General features: G+C 72.2%; 23 protein-coding genes and 1 pseudogene. 16 read left to right on the forward strand and 8 right to left on the reverse strand.

Annotated features, from left to right (window positions below):
- Both IEZ17_RS42590 and IEZ17_RS21455 read right to left on the reverse strand, forming a co-directional pair.
- Nucleotides 1-859: pseudogene (locus tag IEZ17_RS42590) on the reverse strand (hypothetical protein); the annotation flags it as partial.
- Nucleotides 856-1,917 (reverse strand): acyltransferase domain-containing protein, encoded by a 1,062-nt coding sequence (locus tag IEZ17_RS21455; RefSeq protein ID WP_229852475.1) that lies wholly within the window; start codon nt 1,915-1,917, stop codon nt 856-858. The gene IEZ17_RS21455 and the pseudogene IEZ17_RS42590, both read right to left, overlap by 4 nt.
- Before the next feature lie 533 nt (nt 1,918-2,450).
- Here IEZ17_RS21455 and IEZ17_RS21460 point away from each other — a divergent pair.
- Nucleotides 2,451-3,818 (forward strand): NsdA family TPR-like regulatory protein, encoded by a 1,368-nt coding sequence (locus tag IEZ17_RS21460; RefSeq protein WP_189302546.1) that lies wholly within the window; start codon nt 2,451-2,453, stop codon nt 3,816-3,818.
- Nucleotides 3,819-3,888: 70 nt separating this feature from the next.
- On the opposite strand, the gene IEZ17_RS21465 is transcribed toward IEZ17_RS21460, so the two are convergent.
- Nucleotides 3,889-4,527 carry a PadR family transcriptional regulator gene (locus IEZ17_RS21465; RefSeq protein WP_229852477.1) on the reverse strand — a complete coding sequence of 213 codons (639 nt, stop codon included), beginning with the start codon at nt 4,525-4,527 and terminating at the stop codon, nt 3,889-3,891.
- Between the two features lie 115 nt (nt 4,528-4,642).
- Between IEZ17_RS21465 and IEZ17_RS21470 the strand changes: the two genes are divergently transcribed.
- Complete coding sequence (locus tag IEZ17_RS21470; RefSeq protein WP_189302550.1) at nt 4,643-5,842, forward strand: FAD-dependent oxidoreductase; 1,200 nt, start codon at nt 4,643-4,645, stop codon at nt 5,840-5,842.
- Between the two features lie 136 nt (nt 5,843-5,978).
- Here IEZ17_RS21470 and IEZ17_RS21475 read toward each other — a convergent pair whose 3' ends face one another.
- Complete coding sequence (locus IEZ17_RS21475; RefSeq protein WP_189302551.1) at nt 5,979-6,425, reverse strand: hypothetical protein; 447 nt, start codon at nt 6,423-6,425, stop codon at nt 5,979-5,981.
- Between the two features lie 177 nt (nt 6,426-6,602).
- On the opposite strand from IEZ17_RS21475, the gene IEZ17_RS21480 reads away from it, so the two are divergent.
- The 3 genes from IEZ17_RS21480 to IEZ17_RS21490 all read left to right on the forward strand — a co-directional run bounded on the left by IEZ17_RS21480 (nt 6,603) and on the right by IEZ17_RS21490 (nt 8,713).
- Nucleotides 6,603-7,118, forward strand: a complete 516-nt coding sequence (locus IEZ17_RS21480) for a PadR family transcriptional regulator (RefSeq protein WP_189302553.1) — start codon at nt 6,603-6,605, stop codon at nt 7,116-7,118.
- 101 nt (nt 7,119-7,219) lie between these two features.
- Entirely contained in the window at nt 7,220-8,398 is a 1,179-nt protein-coding gene (locus IEZ17_RS21485; protein ID WP_189302555.1) for a DUF2306 domain-containing protein, read from the forward strand.
- Between the two features lie 114 nt (nt 8,399-8,512).
- On the forward strand, nt 8,513-8,713 hold the full coding sequence (locus IEZ17_RS21490; RefSeq protein WP_189302557.1) for a hypothetical protein: 201 nt from the start codon (nt 8,513-8,515) through the stop codon (nt 8,711-8,713).
- 252 nt (nt 8,714-8,965) lie between these two features.
- Here the strand turns inward: IEZ17_RS21490 and IEZ17_RS21495 are convergent, their stop codons facing one another.
- Nucleotides 8,966-10,159, reverse strand: coding sequence for an AI-2E family transporter (locus IEZ17_RS21495; RefSeq protein ID WP_189302559.1), 1,194 nt, complete (start codon nt 10,157-10,159; stop codon nt 8,966-8,968).
- A 361-nt stretch (nt 10,160-10,520) separates the two neighbouring features.
- Between IEZ17_RS21495 and IEZ17_RS21500 the strand changes: the two genes are divergently transcribed.
- The 9 genes from IEZ17_RS21500 to IEZ17_RS21540 all read left to right on the forward strand — a co-directional run bounded on the left by IEZ17_RS21500 (nt 10,521) and on the right by IEZ17_RS21540 (nt 20,046).
- The gene (locus IEZ17_RS21500; RefSeq protein ID WP_189302561.1) at nt 10,521-11,501 is read left to right on the forward strand and encodes a RimK family alpha-L-glutamate ligase; all 981 of its coding nucleotides are present in this window, start codon (nt 10,521-10,523) and stop codon (nt 11,499-11,501) included.
- 271 nt (nt 11,502-11,772) lie between these two features.
- Entirely contained in the window at nt 11,773-12,120 is a 348-nt protein-coding gene (locus tag IEZ17_RS21505) for an Ig domain-containing protein (protein ID WP_189302563.1), read from the forward strand.
- Between the two features lie 273 nt (nt 12,121-12,393).
- Nucleotides 12,394-13,122 carry a WXG100-like domain-containing protein gene (locus IEZ17_RS21510; RefSeq protein WP_189302565.1) on the forward strand — a complete coding sequence of 243 codons (729 nt, stop codon included), beginning with the start codon at nt 12,394-12,396 and terminating at the stop codon, nt 13,120-13,122.
- On the forward strand, nt 13,119-13,931 hold the full coding sequence (locus tag IEZ17_RS21515; protein ID WP_189302567.1) for a hypothetical protein: 813 nt from the start codon (nt 13,119-13,121) through the stop codon (nt 13,929-13,931). Before IEZ17_RS21510 ends, IEZ17_RS21515 begins: the two co-directional genes overlap by 4 nt.
- Nucleotides 13,932-13,956: 25 nt before the next feature.
- Complete coding sequence (locus IEZ17_RS21520) at nt 13,957-14,832, forward strand: SUKH-4 family immunity protein (protein ID WP_189302569.1); 876 nt, start codon at nt 13,957-13,959, stop codon at nt 14,830-14,832.
- Nucleotides 14,829-17,012, forward strand: coding sequence for a hypothetical protein (locus IEZ17_RS21525; protein ID WP_189302570.1), 2,184 nt, complete (start codon nt 14,829-14,831; stop codon nt 17,010-17,012). Before IEZ17_RS21520 ends, IEZ17_RS21525 begins: the two co-directional genes overlap by 4 nt.
- Nucleotides 17,013-17,053: 41 nt before the next feature.
- Entirely contained in the window at nt 17,054-18,739 is a 1,686-nt protein-coding gene (locus IEZ17_RS21530; protein WP_189302573.1) for an SUKH-4 family immunity protein, read from the forward strand.
- 146 nt (nt 18,740-18,885) lie between these two features.
- A complete protein-coding gene (locus IEZ17_RS21535) occupies nt 18,886-19,341 on the forward strand; it encodes a GNAT family N-acetyltransferase (protein WP_189302575.1) in 456 nt (151 codons plus the stop codon).
- Between the two features lie 66 nt (nt 19,342-19,407).
- Entirely contained in the window at nt 19,408-20,046 is a 639-nt protein-coding gene (locus IEZ17_RS21540; RefSeq protein WP_189302577.1) for an AAA family ATPase, read from the forward strand.
- Nucleotides 20,047-20,244: 198 nt separating this feature from the next.
- Here the strand turns inward: IEZ17_RS21540 and IEZ17_RS21545 are convergent, their stop codons facing one another.
- The 3 genes from IEZ17_RS21545 to IEZ17_RS21555 all read right to left on the reverse strand — a co-directional run bounded on the left by IEZ17_RS21545 (nt 20,245) and on the right by IEZ17_RS21555 (nt 21,848).
- Nucleotides 20,245-20,487 (reverse strand): chaplin, encoded by a 243-nt coding sequence (locus IEZ17_RS21545; RefSeq protein ID WP_189302578.1) that lies wholly within the window; start codon nt 20,485-20,487, stop codon nt 20,245-20,247.
- Nucleotides 20,488-20,927: 440 nt separating this feature from the next.
- Nucleotides 20,928-21,317, reverse strand: coding sequence for a winged helix-turn-helix transcriptional regulator (locus IEZ17_RS21550; RefSeq protein ID WP_189302580.1), 390 nt, complete (start codon nt 21,315-21,317; stop codon nt 20,928-20,930).
- A gap of 123 nt (nt 21,318-21,440) precedes the next feature.
- A complete protein-coding gene (locus IEZ17_RS21555; RefSeq protein ID WP_189302581.1) occupies nt 21,441-21,848 on the reverse strand; it encodes a DUF3224 domain-containing protein in 408 nt (135 codons plus the stop codon).
- A 106-nt stretch (nt 21,849-21,954) separates the two neighbouring features.
- On the opposite strand from IEZ17_RS21555, the gene IEZ17_RS21560 reads away from it, so the two are divergent.
- A complete protein-coding gene (locus IEZ17_RS21560) occupies nt 21,955-22,926 on the forward strand; it encodes a helix-turn-helix transcriptional regulator (protein ID WP_189302582.1) in 972 nt (323 codons plus the stop codon).
- Between the two features lie 219 nt (nt 22,927-23,145).
- Entirely contained in the window at nt 23,146-24,504 is a 1,359-nt protein-coding gene (locus IEZ17_RS21565; RefSeq protein ID WP_189302584.1) for a serine hydrolase domain-containing protein, read from the forward strand.
- Nucleotides 24,505-24,508: the final 4 nt, after the last annotated feature.

The raw sequence follows: 24,508 nt of genomic DNA on the forward strand, positions 1-24,508 counted from the left end.
TGGGCAGGGTGGCCCACAGGGCCACGCCCACCGACATGGTGTGCCGCAGCCGCTGATCTGCCGTCAGGGGGTCGTGGACGCAGTGGAGTTCATCGATGGAGGCGCTGCCGCGGAGCCACCGTTCGTACGGCACGCGGACGCCCTCGAAACGCACCAGGGCGTATTCGAGGGGCAGCGCGTCGACGCGCAGGGGGTCGGAGATCGCGACGCCCGGCGCGGTCTCCCGCTCGTCGCACAGGTCGACGAGGAAGGGAAAGACTCCGTGGTCGATGCCGTCGACCACCAGTCGGGCGCAGACGGCGGCGCTCTGCGGCATCCCCGGGACGCCGACGCCGGAGAACTTGGCCGCCCGCTGATCGGGCGTCCGCAGGACGAACTCCCGGCTGTCCGGCTGGAATTCGGCGACGGTGCGCACCGCGAGGTGGCTGCCGGCGTCGCCGATCTCGGTGATGAGGAAGACGCCCTTGCGCGCCGCGGTCTCCAGCGCCTTCGGTACGTCCGCCCGCTCGCCCCCCGAACCGGGCGGCCCGTTCCGCCGCAGGTCACCGGTGGCTCCGACGACCGCCCCCAGGCACAGCACGTAGTGGTTGAGCACCGTCATGTAGAGCGCCGGGTCGACGACGGCCGTGCAGGCGCTCAACGTGGTCAACAGGTCGGGGTCGGCCAGTAGTTGGTCCGGGGGCGGCAGCATCCCGGCGAGCATGCGCAGCTGGCGGTGGGTGCGGTGGTTCCGGCTCTCGTGTGCCCTCGGCGGGTCCGCAGTGGCGAGCGCGGCCAGGATCCGCCGGCCCGCGGTGGTGCGGAGCGGATCGTGCAGCACCGGCGCGAAGGCGGTGGACGGATCGGAGGTGGTCGTCATCGGCTCGCTCCGTACGTCGCTTCCGACGCGGGTGCCGGGGGCCGCCCCTGGCGGGTGGCCGGGTGGAGTACGTGCGGTCGCTGCCACGGGAAGTCGATGTCGGACAGCGGGCTGTGCGCGGCGTACTGACGGCCGGTCAGGATGCGCCGGGCGTTGCGGGTCAGCGCGTGCCCGGTGCCGGCTTCCAGCAGGAGGGCGGGCGGCGGGGCGGCGGCCTGGGACAGGACGCGGGGCAGGCGTACGGGGCGGATGAGGCAGTCGGCGAGCCCGTGGCGCACATCGTCGCCCTTGCCGTAGGCGCCCCCGTGGACGGCCGAGTGGACGGGGGTGTGGCCCGGTCGCGCGCGCAGTGCGCCCATGGCGTCCCGGAACGCCTGTGCCGGGAGGGTCAGCGAGGGGTGGTGGGTCAGGAAGGGCAGCCGCAGCCGGGCGGCCTCGATGTCCTGTGCGGCGGCCTGCTTCTCGATGCGGACCAGCTCGTCCAGCGGGCCGGACACCACCGTCTCACCAGGGTCGTTGACGCAGGCGACGACCACCTCCGCGGTCCCCGCCCCGGCGATCAGGCGCCCGGCGGCGGCCTCGCCGGCCGCCAGCAGCGTCATGCCTCCGGTGCAGCGCGTCAGGATCCGGGCGAGCCGGCAGGCGATCCTCGTACCGTCGCCGATATCGAAGACGCCCGCCGCGGTGAGGGCGGCGATCTCGCCGAAGCTGACGGCGACCAGGCGGTCGGGCGCGGCACCCACGGCGCACAGTGCCCGGTGGACCGCCACCGAGGCTCCGAAGAGGGCGGCCTGCGGGGTTCCCACGGCGGCCTCGGCCAGGTCCCGGCCGCTCGGCGGTGCGGCACCGAGCAGCGCCGGGCCCAGCGCCGGGATGCCGTACGCACCGCTCGCCTCGTCGACCTGCTCGAACACCTCCGCGACGGCGGTCCGCACCACGGGATGCGCACGAGCGGCCCGTACCAGGGGGCTGACGGCGAAGTCGCCCTGGCCGGGGAAGAGATGGACCACTAGGGGCCGCGCCAGGGGCGGCACGGCACGGCCGGATGTATCGGACACGGAACACTCCTCCACGCATGCACAGCGGTACGTCGCCCTGCCGCCGGCGCGGCTGTCCACCGGACGCCGGGTGCCTGGCGGGCGACGGCCCCGAGGCAGCGGGTACCGGCTGTGGCACCCACCGGGCGGGCCTGTGCTCGGATACAGATGGGACTTTCTCTCGACTATTTCCGGACTTTTTTGAACGGCGTCGCCGTCTGCTCCCGTACGGACACCCCGTCCAGCACCACCGCGGCAAGCCCGCCGACGGCGGTGTGACCTGCGGTGACCGCGCACGCCCCTCCCGGCTGCGCGCTGGACCGGCTCCGTGCCCGCACCGTCAGGCGCACGAGCCTCATCCCCCTCTCGACCGCACCGCTGCGCACTGGCCGGATCGACCGTGCGGTACGGGAGGCGAGAACCACCGCTGAGGTACATCTCCGACACAATCATGCCCAGGAGCCGTGCGCGAAGCGAAAACAGACCTTGATGCGTGAACGCGTTGAAACGGCCGCAGTCGCGGGGCGTTGGGGCCGGACAGCCTGGAGGGCGACATGGCCCGTCACAGACCCAACGAGCACCTGGCGGAACTACTGACGGAAGCGAACTGGAGCGCCGGTGAACTGGCCCGCGCGGTCAACGCTCTGGGCACCAAACACGGCGTGCGGCTGCGCTACGACCGCACCTCGGTCGCGCACTGGCTCAACGGCTCCATACCCCGGCCCCCGGTCCCCGACCTGGTGGCGCAGGTCCTCACCCGGCGGATCGCCCGTACGGTGACCGTCGCCGAAACCGGACTGGTCCACAGCACGCCGGACGAGTCACTACGGGAAAACGTACTGACCACCGCCGACCCCGTCGAACGGCTCGTCACCCTGTGCCGTACGGACATCGATCCCGCCCAACGGGCCGTCCTCAACCGCGAACTCATCACCGCCCGCCCGCTTCCGTCCCGCGGATGGCCCGCGACGGGCAACACCGGCCCCCCGGACCCGCCGCCTGCCGAGCCCGCCCTCACCGACCTGTCCGATGACCGTCTCGACCACATGGCCGTCGTCTTCGCCACCCTGACGGAGAGGTACGGCGGCGCCCACGCGCGCTCAGCGCTCGCGACCTACCTGGCCGACGACGTCGCCCACCTCGTGGCGATCACCCACCCCGGCAGCGACCTCCCCCGCCGGCTGATCCGCGGTACCGCCCAACTCACCCACCTGCTCGGCGCCATGACCATCGACGCCTGCCTGACCAACGTGGGCTATCTCTACTACCACTCGGCTCTCGGCCTCGCCCACCGTGCCGGCGACCGCACCTCCTACGCGATCAGCCTGCGCGCCATGAGCATGTCGGCGCTGCACCTCGACGATGTCCGCCACGCCCGGCAGTGGTCGGACCAGGCCGTGGAAACCGCCGGCCCCGCCGCTCCCCCGGCGGTCCGCTCCTATCTGCACGCCGGACGCGCCGTCGTCCACGCCACCGACGGCAGACGCCGGCTGGCCCTCGCCGATCTCCTGACCGCCGAACGCCACCACGACACCGCCCCGCGCAACGCCGGGCCGTTCACGCACTATCCGCTGACCGCGCTGCACTACCAGCGCGCCCTGGTCCTGCTGGCCTTGGGAGACCGCCCCGGCGCCCTGATCGCCCTCGAAGCCTCCCTCAACACGCGGCCCGCCGAGCACCACACGGCCCTGGTCCTGCTGCACGCCCTGCTCGCCCAGACCCTGCTGTCGGCGGGCGAGTTGGAGGCGGCCCTCCCCCACTGCCGGCAGCTCTTCGACCACTACCCGCTCACCTCCTCGTGCCGCGCCCGCAAGGCCCTCACCGCGCTCCGCAACGCACTGCACCCCTACCACCGCCACCCGCAGGCCAGAGAGACCCGGGCACACGCGGCATATCTGATCCGCCGCCCGTCGCTGCGCTGAGCCGACAGCCGGCGCCCTCTCACCAACCGCTCCACCCCGGCGCCCTGTTCACCGCGGACCAGTGCACCGGTCAGCCCACCGATCCGTCCGACGAAGCCGACTCCGCCGGCCCCTGGGACGCTGCCGCGGCGAGCAGTTCCAGGGACCACGTCAGGCTGCCGTCCCGCAGATCGCTGATCACCCCATCGAGCCAGCGCTGCTCGGCGGCGAGGACGGCGAGCGTGTACTCGTCCTCGATCAGCGCGACCCGCGGCACTCCCGCCTCCGCGGCCCCGGACCGGACCTCCTCCATGGCGGCACGCTGGGCGGCGATGCGCTCGGCGCGCTGCTCCAGCGTCCGCAGCGCCTCGTCCGGCGTGAACAGCATCATGTTCGACAGGGCCGCCGGAAAGACGGGGAACTCCGCCTTCGGCACCGACAGCATCTGCTCCAGCCACTCGCGCACCGCCGCGCGGCCCGCGTCGGTGACCTCGTAGACGGTCCGCTCGGGGTACTGCTGATCGCGCTCGGTCTGCCGTACGGCGATCAGCCCGCCGACGAGCAGCCGCTCGATGGTGCGGTAAAGCCCGGCCCGCTGGCCGACGTTGACGACCTGCTCCTTGCCCCACTGCTTGATCAGCTGCTGGAGGCCGTACGGATGCAGCGGACGGTAGTGCAGCAGTGCCAGCACGGTAAGGGCGAGGGGCGAACTCTTCACGGGGGCGGTCATGCCTGCCATCGTAGTCGTCGACGAAACTAGTTGCATTGCAACTAGACTCAATGTAACTATGGAGTCCGCGAGAGAACGCGACATCCGAGCAACGACCACAGGGGGGTCTTTTCTCATGACCATCGACAACAGCCGCGGCGCCGCCTCCGGCGTCCGCACGGCCTTGGTCATCGGCGGCGGAGTGGCCGGCCCGGTCACCGCGCTCGCCCTCCGCAGGGCGGGCATCGAGGCGACCGTCTTCGAGGCGTATCCCGCAGCGGCGGACGGCGTCGGTGCCTGGCTGGGCCTGGCGCCCAACGGCCAGGAGGCGCTGCGGACCATCGGCGCCGACGCCGCGCTGCACGCCATGGGCGAACCGACCCCCGCCATGGTGATGGCGGACGGCGCCGGGAGCCACCTCGCCTCCTTCGACGGCTTCGCCGAACTGCCCGCCACCCTGGTCCTGACCCGCGCCCAGCTGTTCCGGGCGCTGACCGACCACGCGGCGAGCGAAGGCATCCCCTTCGCGTACGGCAAGCGACTGGTCACCGCCGAGGAGACGCCCGACGGCGTCACCGCCCACTTCGCCGACGGGACCAGCGCCACCGCCGACATACTGATCGGCGCCGACGGCATCCGCTCCACCGTCCGCAGCGTCATCGACCCCGGGGCGCCCGCCCCGGAGTACGGCGGCGTGCTGAGCTTCGGCGGCTACGCCGCACCGGACTGCGGCGTCGACGCCGCCCCCGGCACCATGTACTTCGCCTTCGGCCGCGCCTTCATCGGCTACTGGCAGGACCGGGACCGCGGGCTGATCTGGTTCGCCGGCCTGCCCACCGACACCCCGCAGACCCCCGCCGAAGTGGCGCAGACACCGGCCGCTGACTGGCTGGCCAGGCTGCGCGACCTCTACGCCGACCACTTCCCGGGCAAGCAGCTGCTCCACCACACCGGCCCCGAACACCTCATGGCGGTCGGCCCGATGGAGCGCATGCCGTCGGTGCCGCACTGGCACCGCGGGCGCATGGTCCTGGTCGGCGACGCGGTGCACGCGCCGTCCTCCAGCTCCGGCCAGGGCGCCTCCCTGGCCATCGAGAGCGCCGTCGAACTGGCCCGCTGCCTGCGCGATCTGCCCACGCCCACCGAGGCGTTCGCCGCCTACGAGGCGCTGCGCCGCCCGCGCGTGGAGATGATCGGGCTCCATGCCGCAGCCGCCAACAAGGTCAAGGCGGGCAAGGCCCAGGCCGGGCCGACGTTCCCCGACCCCGAGGAGATGCTGCGCCCGCTCCACTTCCACCGCATCGACTGGGCGGAACCGGTCACCGCCCCGGCCTGACCGGCCCGCGCCGAACAACGCCCCCGCACCGCACCGCCGTTGCCCTCGGGCAGGCGGGCCGTGCGGGGGCGCCGGTGCTGCAACCACCGCCGGACGCGGCGTCCCGGCGGCGGATCACGCGCCGGGTTCCGCGCGATCAGCCCTGCTGGACGGGCATCACCACCAGCTCGGCGAGAGGCACACGGCGCGGGGCCACGACGCTGAACGCGAGGGCATCGGCGATGTCGCGCGCCGTCAGCGGCTCGATCCTGGCGCGCATCTCGCCCAGGGCCGCGCGCAGGTCCGCGTCGCGGGTCGCCGCGCCGATCTCCGTTCCGACGAGGCCCGGTTCGACGTTGCGCAGGTCGAGCCCACCGTCGAGCAGCCGGGGCAGCAGGTCGACCGCCCCGCCGTCGACGACCGTGGGGGTCGGGCGCGGGTGCGCTTCCGTCAGGGCGGCCGGCGCGTCGGGCAGCAGGGTGCGTACGGCGCTGCCGACCCCGCCGATGCGCAGCGGACCCGGAACTTCGTTGCCGAGGTCAGTCAAGTCCGCCTGCGCTGCGGCGAGTTGGGAGAGCAGGCGGTCGGCGCGGCCGGCCGGCACGCGGCCGGTGTGGGTGAGACGGACGCTGCGACCACGCGGTTCCAGGAGCCGTGTGGCACGGCAGCCGGACGCCGCGGCCACGGACGGCGGGCAGCCGGGCCGGGTGACGGGCGGGCGGGGACGGGCCGCCCGGCGCTCACCGCCCCCACCCGTCGTGCAGCGCGATACGGTCGCCACATGGCTGAATCCCGCTTGACCACCCCCTCGTTCCTCGTGCTCGGCATCATCGACAAACTGGGCGAGGCCAGCCCGTACGACGTGAAGGTCGAGGCCGCGCGCACCGTGGCCCCGTTCTGGTCGATGCCGCACGCGCAGGTCTACGCCCAGTGCGACCGGCTGGTGGAGGCGGGCCTGCTGTCGGAGGACCGGCAGGCCGGCGGGCGGAACCGGCGCCTGATGAAGCTGACCGCGGCGGGCAGGGCCGCCCTGGAGGAATGGCTCGCCGACCCGGCCTTCGTACCGGTCGAGGCGCGCGAGCGCGGCATCCTCAAGCTGTGGTTCGGCGCCCGGCCGGAGGTGCACTCCCCGGTGCAGATCGCCGAGCACCACCGGACCCTCACGGACTACGAGCAACTCGCGGAGAGCGTGGGCGCGTTGCTGACCCGCGGGCAGCGCGAGGCGCTCGAATTCGGTATCCGCTATGAGCGGATGATGGTCGATTTCTGGCAGTGGGTGGAACAGCGCGGGTCGTGATGCCGATGCGGTGACCGTTGACCACGGCTGCGGGTCGCCCTTACCTTCTCGATAGTCCAGATAGGACTATCGACGCGGGTGCAGCGAGCGAGGGAGCCGCCATGAACCGCCTGAGGAGGGTCACTTGGCGCCGCGTGGCCGCGGTCGCCCTGGTCTTCGTGTGCGTGGGCTACGCCCCCATCGCGATGACCGAACTCTGGCCGTATGCCCACCGGGGCGCCCCGGCGCTCGGCGAATGGCTCCTGGCCCGCGCGACCTCGCCCCGCTACGTCGCCGACGCCTTCGCGACCCGCATCGGCCCGTACGGGCGCAGCCTGATCGCGATGATCGTCCATTCGGTCCTCGGCGGTGCGCTGATGCTGCTCGGACCGGTCCAACTCCTCTCGGCAGCAAGGCGCCGCGTCCGCCTGCACCGCGCCGCAGGGGTGGTGTTCGCGCTGACCGTCTACGCCTCGATGGCGGGCGCCGCGATCTACCTCGTACGCACCGCTCCCGGTGACGCCTTCAGCGGGCCGGCATTCTGGATCGTCCTCGCCACCATCCTGGTCGGCACCGTCATGAGCGTCACCTACGGCATCTTCGCCGCGGTCGCCAAATTCCCCGACCTGCACCAGCGGTGGATGCTGCTCTGCTACGGCTACCTGATGACCGCGCCACTGCTGCGACTTGAGTGGGGCGCCCTCCCGGCGATCCTCCCCGGCCTCTCCCTGGAGGACATCAACCGGGTCGCGATCATGCACCTCGGCTCCCTCGTCGCGTTCGGTGCGCTGCTCGGCTCCCGCGCCATGGACAGGCGGACGACGGTTCCGGGGGTGACCGGGACGTGGGTGCCGGTGCCGGTACTCGCCGCGGCGCATCTCGCCGGGGCTCTCGCCCTGGCCTGGATCACACGGTCCTTCCTGGGATGGGGAGTTGCCGGGCGGCGCCTGCTGCTCGCGTATCTGATCCCGTACGCCGTGACCTACGCGGTGATGGTCGTCCGCGCCCGGCGCGCGGGCCGGGCGGGCCGCGGCTGGGCGCGCGAGGAGTGGCGGCTGCATCTGGCCGCGCTGTGCCTGGCTCCCGTCCTCTCGGCCACCGCGGGTCTGCTGTTCGAACGCTACGCCGGACTCGACCGGCAGACGGCGCTGACCGCGGGAGTGGCCATCGGCTGCGGGATGCTGGCGTTCGCCGCGACAACGGTGGTCAGCCTGCGGGTGATGTACGGCCGCGAGGCGGACAGGCGGGAGCGGTCGGCCGCGGCGCGTCGTCCACGGCAGGAGCCGTCCCCGGTCGGCTAGCGCCGGTCGTCGCATTCCCGTCGTCGCCCGAAGGGCGGCCCCGCGGCGCCTGGTGCGTACTCTCGGCGTGCCGTCCGGGAAGAGGTCCGCACCCTCGTCCTGCCGCCGGCCATCGTGCGCGTCGGCCCGCTGACCGCACGTCTCGGCAACGCCGGCGAACTCCGGGCGGTACAGGGCGGTTCACTCTTCCTCGCCCTCTTCGGCCTCGGCTGGATCGCCGTCCTCGGTCTGCCCGGCATCGCCCTCGCCATGACCGCCGTCCTCACCGTACGCGCCTCAGAAGTCCATGGAGGATCGGGCCGGGACCGTCCCTGATCGGCATGGGGAGCGGGCCGCTGACGCGCTCGGCCAACGCGTCCGCGGTCCCCGCGGCGAGCGACCCCGGCAGCAGCGTCCGCGCCCCAGGGCAGCCGCGCTCCAGAGCAGCCCGAAGCCCCGCCGCCGGCGCCTGCCGATCGTCGGCAGACTCCCTGTCGGCGTGGTGGGGCCCCGGCCGTACGGGGAGGCCGGGTGTTCCGGCCGGAGCCGCCCCCGCGCCCCGCGTCGGACGTGCGGGCGGCTCCTCCGTCAGGCCACCGGTGGCAGCGGGGGTGCGTACACGGCGCTGTAGACGGACCAGACGACCGAGACCAGCGGCACCGCCACGATCGCCCCGAGCACCCCGGCCGTGACGCCCCCGCAGACGACCCCGAGGGCCACCACGACCGGATGCAGACGCACCGCCCGGCTCATCACCAACGGGTGCAGCACATGGCCTTCGAGCTGTCCGATGACCACGATCAGCAGGACGACGAGCATCGCCACGAGCGGGCCCCGCCCGGCGAGCGCCACGACCGCGGCCACCGCCAGCGCCACCGGCGAACCGACCAGCGGGATGAACGCGGCGAAGAACTCCAGCACCGCCAGGGGCAGGACGAGGGGCACCCGCAGGACGAAGAGCGCCAGACCCACGAGGACCGCGTTGGTCGCGGCGATGATCACGATGCCTCGGGTGTACCCGGTGAACGTCGTCCATGCGGTACGCCCCGCCGTCCGTACGGCGTGCCGCCGGTGTTCCGGCAGCCGGCCGCCGAACCACTGCCACATCCGCGTGCCCGAATGCAGAAAGAAGATCGAGCAGAACAGCGCCAGCGCCCCCACGGTCAGGACCTCGGCCAGCCGGCCCACCCCGCTCACCGCGGTGCTGATCAGGTTGGCGCGATTGCTCGCCACGAATCGGGAGACCCACGACTGGAGGTGCGAGAGGGCTCCGGGCCGCAGATGGAAGGGCGGACCCTGGAGCCACCGCTCGATCCGCGACAGCCCGCCGGAGAAGACCTCGCGCAGCCCCGGCCACTCGTCGGCGACATTCGCCCCGATCAGACTCAGCACGCCGAAGACGAGCACGATGCTGAGCATCAGGCCGGTGGTGACCGCGGCCGAACGCGGCATCCAGCGGGTCAGCGCGTTGGTCAGCGGCTCCAGCAGGGCGGTCAGCACCAGCGCCAGAAAGACCGCCAGCGTCACCAGATGGAACCGCCCCAGCGTCATGAAGACGACATAGACGGCGGCACCGACGACGAGGAGGCGCCACGCGTACGCGGCGGCGACGCGCAGCGCCGAGGGGACGCCGGCGGCTGCCACGGGGCGGCGAACCGACCTGCCGCCCGGCGGGCGCGGTCCGCGTACGCCCCGGCTCCGCGCCCGGTCCCCGCGCGGGGAACCGGTGCCGCCGCGTTCGCCGGGATGGGGTTCCCGCTGCCGGCGGGGTCGGTTCCGCATCCGGGCCGCCACCTCCTCCCGCCCGCCCCGAAGGGACGCCGCCCCGGAGACAGGGCTCCCGCCTCTGCGCCTACCCCAGGTCTGATATCACCGCGGACGGGTCACCGAACGCGAGCCGGCACGTATTCGCCCGAAGGCACCCCGGTTCGCCCGAAGGCGGCCCCGGGCCGGAGTCCACATGAAGCGACCTCGTCCTCGGATCGTGTCCTGGCCGGTGCCCCCGGACGCCGTCTCCCCGAGCCGGCCCGGGTACCGCGCGGTACGGAGGGAACGCCGCAGGGCCCCCGGGTAGGGTGCGGCCCTGAGGGGAACTCACATACCGGTCCCCGATCCCCGGTGCCGTATGGGATAAGGCGGATTCATGGCTCAGTCAACGATGCTGCCCTCGCTCGACGTCTGGCTACTGGTACGCGAACATCCGTGCGGGCCGATCGGCACCACGAAGACCCTGGCGGACGCGCTGACGGAGACGTACGGCTCCCGGTTCGCGGTCTGGCACACCGACGAGCTGCTCCTCGGCGTCCAGGACGGGCGGCTGTTCCTGCGCACCCTGGCCGGGGTGGAGGTGCCCGCACCCAAGGTCGTCTGCGTACGCCAGACGCCCGGCTCGATGCACCACGACCGGGAGGTGACCCTCCTGCGGCACCTGGAACGCATGGGAGCCACCCTCATCAACCCACTCGAAGCGCACCTCACCTGCCGGAACAAGATCTGGCAACTGCAAGAGCTGGCCCTGGCCGGCCTGCCGGTGCCCGACTCCCTCTCGTACGCCACCAGCCCCCTGGACGGCGTCGTGCGAAGCCCCGGTCTCGAAGCGCCCTGCGTGGTCAAGTCCGTCAACGGCCACGGCGGCAAGCAGGTGTTCCTCGCGCCCGACCTCGCCCTGCTGCGCGGCGTGGCGGGCAGCCTCGCCGACGACGTGCCCTTCGCCCTCCAGCAGTACGTGGCCCCCTCGCACGGGCGCGACCTGCGGGTGGTCGTCGTCGAAGGTGAACCCGTCGGCGCCGAGCTGCGCACCGCCCGCGACGGCGCGCTCGCCTCGAACCTCGCCCGCGGCGGCTCCGCCACCCTCTGCCAGGGCCGCTACCCGGAGGCCGAAGCCCTGGCCGTCCGGGCCGCGCAATCCCTGGGCCTCACCATCGCCGGCGTGGACCTGCTCTTCTCCGCCACCGGCGAGCACACCGTCTGCGAGGTCAACGCGGTCCCCGGCTGGCGTCCCGGCATGACAGCGGTGATCCCGGCCATCGTCGCCTGCATCGATGGCCACCTCGACGCCTACCGCCTCACCAACAGCGTCAAGTCACCCGCACCGCAACGGAGTTCACCCACCATGCGGGCCTGACGGGGACCGCCGGCGCGAGGGGGCCCGGCGCAGGCCGAGGCGCCCCGGGACGAGCCGGGCCGACGGCCGGCCCCACCACGCCGCCCTCCACCCAGCACCCTCACCGCCCGCGCCACCTGTCACCCCACCCGTCACCCCACCGCAGGAACTTCCCGGAAACGAAGCGGTCGTGCGCGGGGATGCGACGGCGGCTTGTTTAGCATCACCGACGTCTCCCGGGAATGGGTCCGGGCGCCTTGCCACCAGCGGAATGTGTGAGTCAGGAGGCCGTATGGGTGCGGAAGCAGGCTGGGGCTGGGCGCGGGCCGTTCAGCCGGCCGGTGGAACGGGGCAGCACGCCGGTCCTCACGAGACGTTCACCCACCCGCTCAAGGCCCGGGTCGTCGACAGGCAGCAGCACGCCCCCGTGGCCGACGTCCCGGTGACGTTCTGCTGGGATTCCATGAGCCAGCAGGCCCTCTTCGAAGGCGGCGAAGCCACCGCGCAGGCCCGCACCGACGCCCAGGGCTACGCGGAGAGCCCCCGGCTCGTGGCAGGCGACGCCGCCGGCACCGCCGGCTTCACCGTCACCACCGAGGGCGCGGCCCCGGAGCGCTTCGAGGTCACGGTCGACGACTAGGCCCGCCCGACGGGCCGGGGCCGGGCGGGGCCGCACAACCGTCGCGCATTGCTCTCCGGCCGCGCACCGGCAATCGGTAGCGGGTAAGGGGACGGGCCCTGGCGCCGGCAAGGCGCCAGGGCCCTCGTCACTCCGTCCCGCCCCTTCACCGTGTACAGAACCTCCCGGAATGTGGCCGGGGAGCCGCTTGTTCGTGAATCTCAGTAATAGTTAGCTGAGTTGAGGTGCCGTCACAGGCGCCGTGCGAAGCGTGCGTACGTACTCGGGAGAAGTGTGGCGATCGAACTGCCCGACGGGCTGGTCTGGGTGATGGACCTGCTCGGGCTGAACTGGCCCCAGGTAAACGAGGACAGAGTCCGCGAGTTCGCCGGTCACGTGAAGGAGTTCGCGTCCAACCTGGAGAAGTCCCACGCGTCGGCGAGCGACACCCTCAAGCAGATGGGTGAGCACTACCAGGCAGCCTCGTACGAGCAACTCGCCGAGAAGTGGTCGAAGATGTCTTCCAGCCACATGACGGAGCTCGTGGAAGTGTGCAACACGGCCGCTTCGGTACTGGAGGTCGCAGCGGTCGCGATCGTAGGCGCCAAAGTGGCGGTGATCGCCGAACTCGTCGTCATGGCTGCCGAGTTCATCGCTGATCAGGCCGCCGCGGTCTTCACTCTGGGACTGGCCGAGGCGGCGGAGGTCGCCCTGATCGCGGCGACGAAGAAGATCGTCGATGTGATCCTGAAGGAAGTGGAACAGCAGATCGTCGGCGAACTCGTCCAGCAGGCGACCCAGCCGCTCCAGCAGGCCGTCGAACGGGCGGTGAGCGGCTTGGTGTTCCAGGGGGCGGAAAAGGCCCTGGGGGTCGCGTCCGGAGGCGGCGATGCCGGGTCGGGCTACACGATCCATCCCGATGAACTCCTCCAACACGCCGCGAAGTTCCGCAGCCACGCCGAGGACGTCGCCGGCCACGCCGCGAAGTTCGCCTCGGCCACGGAAGGGATGTCCTTCAGTTGAAGCACCCCATAGCCAAGGCGCTGGAGGACACGGCCGGCACCATAGCCAAGGCCGTGTCCAAGGACACGGCCCATGCCGTCGGCGGCCTCTACGGCAAGACGGCCCATGGCGCCGAGCAGGTGGCGAAGAACGTCTCCGAGACGGAGGCCAAGCACAGCAAGCAATTCTCCTCAATGGCCAAATCCGGAGAGAACTCCGGCGGCGGTCCCAAACGCCGCGCCAGCCGCTCGTCGTCCGGATCCGACACGGGCAGTCCCCCGCCGAAACGGCCACGGAAGGGCAGCAAGTACCCCTTACCGGCGAAAGCCGACCGCAACCCCAAGCAGGACGCCACGAAGGTCGATCCACGGACGCACGACCTGGCGCAGAAGGTGAACAACAAGCGCAAGGACAATGGCGACCGCTCCCAGAGGAACTACGCGGCCTTCGAGTGGGAGGACGAGCACGGGCGGAAGGACACGGCGGTCGGGCACAGCGACGGAACGCATTCGGAGCGCATCGTCGGCGTTCCCGTGCTCGACCAGCAAAAACGCCTCGCCGCGGAGCGGGAGAAGGCAATAGCGGAGGGGCACGACCCCGGCCCCGAGCGGAAGATCAAGGTCACCCGAATCTATTCGGAACGTGATTTCTGCAACCAGCGAACCCCCAACTGCAACGACTGGACACGGCATTACTTCCCGGATGCCGAGCGGAGCTACGCTTTTGAATATGATCACCACACGCCGGGGTCGAAGAAACAGGGCAATCGTGATCTGGAAGACCACGTCCGATGGGTCTTCGGCGACAAACCGATCAAGCGGCGGAGCTGATGTACGGACGCAGAGGAGCGCCTGAATGACCACGCCCGCTTCCGGACGCCGCGGGGGGTCGCCGACACGCCGCTGGGATTCCGCACGACTCGAAGACCTCGCTGTGCCGCCGCCCCTTCGGGAACTGCTCGCCGTATCGGGACTGCCGGAGACCGTCGGCCCGTACTTCCGCGCTGCCCCCGAGCCTCTGCCCCTCACCCGGTACGCGACCGAGGCGGGGCTTCCCCAGCCGCTCGGAGAGCTGCGCGAGCTCTGCTACCTGGGCGACGACAGCGGTACGCAGATCTGCTGTGCACCGGAAGGCGAAGTCGTCTCGGCGTCGTGCGCGGGTACGTATCCGACGCGACTGGTGAACACCACGGCACGCGCCTGGCTGGCAGCACTGGCCGAACTCGGCCTGCTCCTTGAGGATTTGGCGTCCGACCCGGTCGGCCGGGCCGCGATGGCCGCGGTCGCGGCGTTCCGGGAACGCCTCACCGCTCTCGACCCGGAGGCGATGGCAGACGAGGAGCACTGGTGGCCGCTGGTCACCGACGACCTCCGCCTCACCGCCTCCGTGGACTCCTCGGGAATCTGCGAGTTCCGTACGGCCACGGGGGCGACGCGGACGGTCTCCGGCTACACCGTCCCCGGGCAGGGGCATGCGCTCCGGCGCCTGGGCGGCGAACTGCTGGAGCGCGGCATCGCAGCGCAGCAGATCACCCGGGCCCACGCCGATCTCGAACCCTGCGCGCTGCCCGGCTGCTACTGCGCCGCGTGGCTGGCCACCGCCTTTCCCGCAGCCGAGGTCACCTACAGCTTCGGCTACGGCCCCGGTGCCGAAGACCGCGAGGCGGGAATCGAGGAACTGGTGGCCTTCATCGAGGAGGCGGATGAGGGCGAGGAGGGGGCGGAAGAGTGACCGACAGCGCCTCTCCGACCGGCGGCGCCACCCCTCCGGACGCCGGCACGTCCGCAGGCGCCGGTGCATCAGGGGACGGTGGCGTGGACGAGGGTTTCCCCTATGGCCGGCAGGCCGTTGCCGACGCGTTCCGGGAATTCGTGGCGGCGACGCCCAGCGGCGGCACCTTCTATGTGACGGGGTCCCCCGGCAGCGGGCGCAGCACGCTGCTGACCTGGCTGTTCCTCCGCAGCCAGACGGATCAGGGCGACGCCGGGACGAGCGGGCCCCGGACCGGACCGCTCTTCCACGCCGCGCTCGGTGCGCGGGGCCGCGGCGTCGACGACCTGGCCGTGGCCATCGGCGGGCAACTCGGATACGAGACCGCCACCGCCGCCGAGTTGCTCTCCGTACTCGCCATGGACGAGCGCCCGGTGTGCGTGGCCGTCGGCGACCTGGACGAGGCGGGCGCCGTACCGGACGAGCGGCACACGACTCGCCTCATCGAGTCCCTGCTGGCCCCCATGGCGGGGCTGCCGAACGTACGGCTGGTGGCCGAGGGCGCCCAGAAGTGGGCCCAGCACTTCGACGACTGCGTCATCGTGGACCTCGACGCATCCGACTGGACCGATCGCGCGGCCTTCGACCGGTATGTCGCCGCCCTCTGCGCCTACGTTCCGGAGCCCGGCCCGCAATCGGACGGCGCGCGGCCGGGGGCACTCGCCCATGCGATATCCCGTGCCGCCTACCCCAACTTCCTCCTCGCCCAGCTCCTCGTCCTGGACCGGGTCGCTTCCGAGGCGGAACCGGAAGCCGCCGCCACGGACACACCACCCACCGGCATCGCCACCGCCACTGGCGCCGACACAGGCATCGACATCGGCGGGGCCGTCGCGCGGCACCTCGATCGCCTCTCCGCCGAATCCCCCGTCGTGGCCGATGCCTTGTACGCCCTCGCCCTCGCCGGGCAGGCCGGGCTCGGCCGCGACCTGTGGCGCCTGGCCACCACTGCGGTGGCGGGTCGCCGGATCGACAGGCAGGAGTTCGCCGCGGCCGTCGAGCTGTCCTGGGCACTGCTCCAGCCGGAGCGCGCCGGATCCGACGGTGCCGGTGCGCCGGAGAGCCGCTTCGCCCTCCGCCACTCCGCCGTGGCCACCGCGCTCCTCGCCCTCCGGTCCCAGGACGCTGCGCTGCAAGCCCGCAGGGCGCTGGTCAACTCCCTTGCCGGACAGGTGCCCGTCGCGCCAGCCGATGACGGACCACCTCGCCCACTCTGGCGGCGGAGCGACCCGGCCCTGCTGTCGGAGCTGCTGAGGCAGGCGGCTGCCGTTCCCGGCGCGCTCGGGCCATTGCTCGGCTTCCCCGAGGTGCTGCTGACCACGGACCTCGACGGGCTCCGCGCCGTGCTCGACTGCTCCGACGAGCCCGCTGCCGCGGCCCTGCGTCCGGCACTCGCCCTTCTGTACCCGGCCTCGCGCGACCAGCCCGCCCGCCTCCAAGTGGCCGCCGTCCAGCACGGCTTGAACGATCTGGCGGCATCCGTCGAGTCCGCCTGCCCACCGCTGCCGTTCCGTGCGCTGCGACCGCCTCCGGCAGCGCCGGACGTTCAGGAATCCGCACAGGAATCCCCACGGGGAGCCGTCCAGGAAGCCGTCCGGAGCACCGTCCAGGAACCCGCCCAAGGCGCCGTTCGAGGCACCGTTCAGGGAGCGCCCGAAGTCGCCGTCACGGAGACGGGGGCCGTGGAGGTCGGGCAGCGGCTCGGGGAGGAGACCGCGGCGCTGCGGTGGACGCTGCACGGGACGCCGTGCACCGCCGCACGGGCCGAGCTGCTCGACGGTGTGCCGGTCGTGGCGGTGGCGGACCGCGAGGGACTGCTCCAGGTCCGGAGCGCGGACGACGGCCGGCTGCTCCGCCCGGTCGTCCGCGCCGACGAACCCCCCGAGCTCCTGTGCACCCTCGCGGGGGCACCGGACCCGCTGAGTGTGTGCACGGCGGCCGACCGGCTGTGGGTGGTACGCCTGGCCGACGGATCGACGCTGGCCGAGCTTCGCTTCGGCTCGAACATCTCGGCCGTCCGCCGTACGGCCGGCAACGAACTCGACGTCGAGCTGGGCGGATTCGGCATCCGCCTGTCGTTCGACCCCGCCGTACTGCGGACGCTCACCGGAGCATCGTCCGCCACGGGTGCCGCCGGGTAGATAGGCTCAGCCGACCCGAAGTTCCGCCTTGGAGACACAGGATGACCTCGCCGTTCACCCCGTTGTGGGCCCGTCTGCGGCCCTCGGACGACGCCTCGCCGCACGCGTGGACCAGCTGGCCCGGCCCGGTGATCGCCGCGCACACCGCCCGGCACGAGGGCCGTACGGTCTACGGAAGCATCAGTTTCACCACGCCCCACCGGCTGCACATCGTGGACGCCGGCACCGGGGAGACGGCGGCACCCCCGGTCCTCTGCGACGCCGACCAGAACACGTTCGCGCTGGTCTCCGGCCCGGCGGCACTCATGGCCGCCGGGGCGCGCGACGTGGTCGAGCCGCTGAGCGGTGTGCGCCGCCCCTACGCGGCGGACGCGGGCGACGCGGACAACGTCGGGCTGGTCACCGCCGCCGTCGGCTCGACCGAGCCCGTACTGGTCACCGTCCACCCGTTCCAGAGCATCGCGTTCCGGGACGCGACCGCGAGCGAGTGCCTCGCCGCCGTACCGCTCGGGGACATGAAGAGCCCGGATCACGTGTGCGCCGGTCTCGTCGACGGCCGACTCCTTGCCGTGGTCGGCACCGGGACCGAGCTGTGCACATACGCAGCGGACACCGGCAACGTCGTGGCACGCTGGACGATCCCTGACACAGCGTCAGATTCCGGTGCGGAGATCGTGCGGATGATCTGGGCCCGGGGAGTGGCCGGCGAACCGGCCGCCGTGCTCACCGCGGACACCCGGTCCCGCCTGCGGGCCTGGGCGCCGGACACCGGCGAACAACTCGGCGAGGCGTGGCCCCTCCCCGACAGGCCGTTGCACCTCGGCGCCGCGGTGCTGGACGCCGAGGGGGGTGGCGTGTCCGTCGTGGCCTGCGCCTACGATGACGGCGTCCAGCTGCTGCGGACCGACACCGGGCGCGTCCTGCTCGACCTCCGGCCGAGCGCCCGGACGCGTACCGCGCACCTCACCGCGGACGGTCTGCTGCTGCTCGGCACGCTCGACGGCCCCGTCGCCCTGCAACTCGACACCGCGCGACTGCTCGCCGGCTCGGCCGACGATGCCGATCACGCACACGAGCACCGACACGACCTCGACCTCGCCGGATGGCCGGCGCCCGCCGTGCGTGAGGACGACGGTTCGCGCGACGCGGGCGACCGCCCGTCCCACCCGGACCTCGTGGACCTCTGGGGCGCGGACCAGGTCATCGTTCTCGCGGAGGAGCAGGTGGCCGCGGACATCACCGGCCGCAACCGGGAGATCCTGTGCCATGTCGGCCTCCCCCTCTCCCCGCTCCCCGGCCTGACCCTGGACCAGGACCTGGCCCTGGACGGACCGGCCCCGCTGGAAGAGGTCGGCGTCGGTCCGGCGGATCCGGACGACCCCGACGCCAGGTACGTCCCCGAAGGGCTGGACGGCTACTACTGGTTGGGCACCTGGCATGACGACGACCTGGTCCTCAGCCCGGCCGGAGCGGTCGAGACGATCGGCGCCGAGACCGATTACGAAGAGGCCCTGCCGGTCAACTCCGGCCTCGCCGCCTTCGTCGCGTTCTCCTATCAGTACGCGGTCGCCGCGCTGCACCAGGAGCCGGAGTACGGCGCCGAAGCCCAGGAGGAGCGCGCCGAGGAACTGGAACGCCGCCTGCGCGCCGCCGACCCGCTCGCCTTCGCCGAGCACGGTTCGGAACACTGGGCCGACGCCCTGAGCGACCTCGCCTCCGGCATGTGATCCGGAGCCGCTCGGCTCACGGCTGCCGCGCCACGGCCGGCTCCCCGAGGGCCGAGCACGCTCGCTCCATCCACCCACGCGGCGCAGCCGACCCGCGGGACCCGTGAGAGCCGCGGGACCGAGACTCCCGACGAAGGACGAGCAACGTGAAGATTGTGGTGGACGACCTCTCCGGACCGGAGATCGCCGGGTTCCTCGACGAGCACGTTCAGCAGATGCGGGCCATCACGCCCGTGGAGAGCAAGCATGCGCTCGATCTCGATGAACTCCGCGGGCCCGAGGTCACGTTCTGGTCGGCGCGGGACGCCGGAAGCCTGGTCGGTTGCGGTGCGATCAAGCGGCTGGACGCGAGCCATGCCGAGCTGAAATCGATGCGCACCGCTCCGCGGCGCACGCGCAGCGGAATTGCCTCACGGCTCCTGGAGCACATCCTCGCCGAGGCCGGCCGCAGGGGGTTCACACGGCTGAGTCTGGAAACCGGTTCGGCCGAATTCTTCCTGCCGGCACGGAGGTTGTACGGGAAATTCGGCTTCGTGCACTGCGAACCGTTCGCGGATTACCGCCCCGACCCGAACAGCACGTACATGACGAGGGCGCTGTGAGGATGTCGCGGTCCGTGCGGCCGGTCCGCTGTTGCGGCTTGGCCTGCCTGAGCTAGGTTCGGCGGTATGCGCGACGTACGGGTGATTCTGGTCGGGGGAACGTCGAATGTCGGCAAGTCGACCGTGGCCCAAGTGGTCGCGGAACGGCTCGGGTTCACCTACCGGTCGACGGATCTGCTCGCCCGGCATCCAGGGCGGCCCTGGCGGACCCCGGAGCGGGACATCCCGGCGCATGTCGCCGAGCACTACGCCTCGCTCACCGTCGATGAACTGATCACGTCCGTTCTCGACCACTACGCACGGCTGTGGCCACGCATCGAGGAGATGATCCGGGCGTATGCGACCGGGGCGGAGTCCGGGGCGGGGCTGGTGCTGGAGGGGTCGGCGCTGTGGCCCGCGCGGGTGGCGGCGCTGACGGTCCCGTACACGGCCGCGGTGTGGCTCACCGCGGAGGACGCGGTGGTCCGCGCCCGGGTGCGGACCGGCGGCCGGTACGAGGACGTGGGCGAGCACGAACGGCATTTGATGGACCGGTTCCTGGCCCGGTCCGCGCGCTTTCAGACGCTGCTGCTGGAGATCGTCGACGGGCTGGGCCTGGATCGCATCGACACCGGCGGCGGCCGGTCCGTCGAGGAACTGGTGGACGCCGTGCTCACGGCCGTCGCGGAGCAGGATGTGGTGGGACGCTCACTGCCCCGCCGGTGAGCGCGTAACCGTCCGGCCGATCCCGGCACATGCCCGCGCGTCGCCCCGTCTCCCCCCGGAGGACGCATTCCCCTGACGGGAACGAACACCGAACGTGCGGCACTCTGCCTGGGGCGTGCCGGAGACGATCGCCATGTCCCTGCCCCGCCCGGCGGCTGGGCGGGCAGGGCAAGGACAGGCATCGGCACGGACGCAGGCTCAGCTGTCCGAACTCTCGTTGGCGAATGCGGGGTTGAAGGCACCGATCACGTTGCCGGAATTTCCGGTGGCATTGACCGGAACGTGGAGCGGCAACTGCACTTGATTGCCGGAGCCGATGCCGGGGGAGAACGCGGCCACGCCGGCGGCATCCGGGCCGGTGTCGGCTGCGGCGGTACCGGCGCCGGTAAGCAGAGCGGCGGCGATCAGGGCGCCGGCGGTGAAGACGGTGCGTGCACTCATGAATCCTCCTGTGGACGAAGCGAGTTAGGGACCGTGGACGGTATTGGCAGCCCGACGATCCGAGAAACGCCCACCACTCGAATGTGCACGTAAACCCATTCCTTGGGGGACACCAACCGCCCCACTCCCCCGACGCACGAGAGTTGGCGCGCCCGGCGGATTCCCGTCGTGCGCGATCGGGATCCACGTCGGTCCACGCCACCGTGAACGGCATGCGGGCCTCGTCATGTACGCCCTCCGCCGCCACCCACGCCAGCTCGTCCAGCCGGCCGAGGTCGGGCAGCCGCAGCTCAAGGCGTGGTGTCAACACCCGTAGCCGGTACAGGGGCCATACGCGAGATTCCATGACGAGAGGCTGCCAAGGACGCGCGGAGACGTCCACCGCGTTACGCCCGGGCCGGCCCGGGCGTCCGCCGGTGTCCAACGCGCCGACTGCCGGCCTACCCCCGGCCGTCGTAGTCCCGTCGGGCCTGTTCGACCTTGGGCAGGTTGCCCGCGGACCATTGGGCGAGGGTGGCGAACAACGGGGCCAGGCTGCGGCCCAGTTCGCTGATTTCGTATTCGACGCGGGGCGGGACCTCGGGGTAATAGGTGCGGACGACCAGCCCGTCGCGTTCCAGTTGCCGGAGGCGCTGGGTCAGGACCTTGGGCGAGATGGTGGCGATGCGGCGTTCCAGTTCCACGAATCGCTGCCGGCCGTACTCGTGGAGCGCCCAGAGGATCGGGGTGGTCCAGCGGCTGAAGACGATGTCGACCACGGGGGCGATGGGGCACGCCTGTTCCGGTTCGGCCTCGGTACGAGCCGCCTCCCTGGTGGCGTCGGTCGTCATGAGTCGCCCTCCCCGTGCCTTCCCCTGCTTTCGCCGGGCAGCCACTGCCCTGGGCGACAGTAGCTGCCACTGCGGCCGGTCGGACAGCTGTGGGCGCGGGACGGGGGCTACGGCCGTGCCGGATCAGCCCAGTTCGTAGTCGAAGCTGTATGATATGGACGGTTCGCCGGCTTTGCAGGTGTAGCTGCCGGTTCCGGTCAGGCCGGTGAGGTCTCCGGTGCCCGATCCCGGTACGACCTCGAAGGCGCAGCGCACCGTGCCGTCGGCCTCGAACACGCCGCGCTCCTCGACGACGAACGTACCGGCACGGCCGTCCAGTTGGCCGGTCAGCAGCTCCATGCCGGTGAAGGTGCCGGTCTTGTCGGTGACGTAGGCGATGGTGTACTCGCAGGTCGTGCGGGCGGCTTCGATGCCGCCGGAGAAGGTGTTGGCAACGGAGGCGCGGGCGATCCTGGGGCTCGCCCCGGTCGAACCGACCGGGTTCTCCTCCCAGTTGGCGTAGGTGATGCGGCCGGTGGTCTGCGTGGGCATGGCGGGGTGTCCTTTCGGTCTGCCGCACGGTTCGTGGTGTGCGGTGCGGGGCCATCCTGACGGCCGTACCTGACACCTTCTGTCAGGTACGCGGGACAATCGCGTCATGCGTGCCGACCGGCTTCTCTCCCTGCTCCTGCTGCTCCAGAACCGCGGGCGGATGACCGCTGCCGAGATCGCCTCGGAGCTGGAGGTGTCGGTGCGTACGGTCTACCGGGACGTCGAGGCGCTGGGCGCGTCCGGCGTTCCGGTCCGCGCCGACCGCGGGCCCGACGGCGGCTACCGCCTGATGGACGGATACCGCACCCGGTTGACCGGGTTCACCGATGCCGAGGCCGGCGCCCTCTTCCTCGCGGGCGCACCGGGCCCGGCGCGGGAGCTGGGGCTGGGCGCGGTGCTGGCGACCGCCCAGCTGAAGCTTCAGGCGGCCCTCCCGTCCGAACTGGCGGAGCGGGCCCGGCGGATTCAGGACCGGTTCCACCTCGATGCGCCGGCGTGGTTCCGGGATGCCGATCCGGTCGCGTACCTGGCGCCGATCGCGCAGGCGGTGTGGGAGCAGCGGGTGCTGCGGGCGCACTACCGCCGGTGGCGCGGCGAGGTCCGTCGGGAACTGCGCCCGCTCGGCATCGTCCTCAAGGGCGGTATCTGGTATCTGGTGGCGCTCGTCGACGAGGCGGTGCGGACATACCGGATTGCGCGGTTCCTGGATGTGGTCGTCACGGACGAGGTGTTCGTACGGCCGGCCGGTTTCGACCTGGCCGCGCACTGGGAGGATTCCGCCCGGCGGCTGGCGGCGGCGCTGCATCAGGGGACGGCGCGACTGCGGATCTCCCCGCAGGCGCAGCGGCTGCTGCCGATGATGTACGGCGCAATGGGCCGGCGGGCGCTGGACGGTGCGGGGCCGCCGGACGCGGACGGGTGGGTGGTGGTGGAACTGCCGGTCGAGGCGCCGGCGGTGGCCGTCGGCGACCTGCTCCGGCTGGGCCCGGAGGCGGAGGTGCTGGGCCCGCCCGCGCTGCGGCAGGCTGTTGGGGAGGCGGTGGCCACGTTGGCGGAGCGGTACGGGAGCGGGGCGTGAACTCCGGTCGGCCTGACGGTACTTGGATCAGAGGGAGGGACGTCGAGGGGGAATCGGGTGGCGTGGGGCCCGGAGGCCGTCCCGTTCGCGGGGCGGTCCGCGACGGTGTCCGACTCGCCGCAGGACCGGGGAGCGGAGCCCGATAGGCTGCGCGGGGGTCCGGCATCCCGCCACGGCGGCGCCCGGGGAACCGCATTGCCACGCACGGGGAGGGTGGGCATGCTCGACGGACTGGGCCGGTACTGCGCCGAGGTGCTGACGGAGCACGGGTGCCCCTCGGTTTCGGTCGCGGTGGCCGAGCGGGGTGAGGTGGTGCTCGCCGAGGCGTACGGACTGGCGGACGTCGCCGCCGGGCGTCCGGCCACTCCCGGCACCGTGTACGCACTGGGCTCCATCACCAAGCCGATCACGGCCACCGCCGTCTGCGCCGCGGCCGATGACGGACTGCTGGACCTGGACGCGTCCGTGCCGGTCGACCGCCGCCACCCCTCTCCGACGGTGCGTCAGCTGCTCCGGCACCGGGGCGGTCTCGGCGCCCACTACGACTGGGACTACGGCGACGGCCGGCGGCGGATCGACGCGGACCGCTACACCGTGCTGCACCGGCCGCCGGGCACCGGCTTCGAGTACGCCAACCTCGGCTACCGGCTTCTGGGACAGGTGCTGGAGCAGGCCACCGGGCAGGAACTCGGCGCGTACGTCCGGGAGCGGGTGTTCGCCCCGCTCGGGCTCACCGCCTGCCACCTCGGGGAGACGTATCCGGGCCCGGCCCCGCGGGCGGTGCGCTACACGGTCGACGGCCGGCCGTATCCGGACTACGGCTGTAGCCACCCCGGCGCCACCCTCGGCTGGGCCACCGCTGCCGAACTGGCGGTCTTCTCGCAGTCGTACGACCGCCTGCTGAAGCCGGAGACGGCCGCGGCGGTGCGGGATGCGCTGCCGGTCAACCGCCACGTCGGGTACGGGCTCGGCTGGTGCGTGTCGTACGGCGACGGGCCGGTGGTGCAGAGCCACAGCGGCGGTGGGGGCGGCGTGGCGGCGATGGCGGTCGCGGTACCCGCGCAGCGCCTCTCGGTGGCGGTGCTGACCAACTGCACCGGCAAGGGGGCGCGCGATGCCGTCGTGCGGTATGTGCTGGATGCCCTGGTGCCGGGATATACGGGCGAGTGGATCTCCCCCGTGGTCGACGACCCGGTACGTCCGCTGGACCTGCCGGAGGGTATCTGGGCGGGCGGGATCCGCACGCCGGAGGGCACCCTCCCGGTCGAGCTGCGGGTGGCGGAGGGCGGCGAGATGGTGCTGCGGGTGGCGGGTGAGCGTGCCGCCGGCCCGGCGGATGCCTCGGAGGCGTGGGACCTGCGGGCCGAGGTCCCCTTGCAGCTGCCGACCGCCGACGCACGGGTCAGCAGCCCCGTGCTGGGAGTGCGTCTGCGCCTCGACGAGGGCCTGCTGACCGGCGTGGCCTACGCCTACAAGAACGGCGATGCCGAGGGCCTGCTCGGCAACTTCCTCAGCCATCCGTGCACCTTGCGGCCCGCGGACGCCACCGAAGCCCTCACCGGAAGACCTCCCAACTGACGCC

The sequence above is a fragment of the Streptomyces albospinus genome, from assembly GCF_014648695.1.
Classification (GTDB): domain Bacteria; phylum Actinomycetota; class Actinomycetes; order Streptomycetales; family Streptomycetaceae; genus Streptomyces; species Streptomyces albospinus.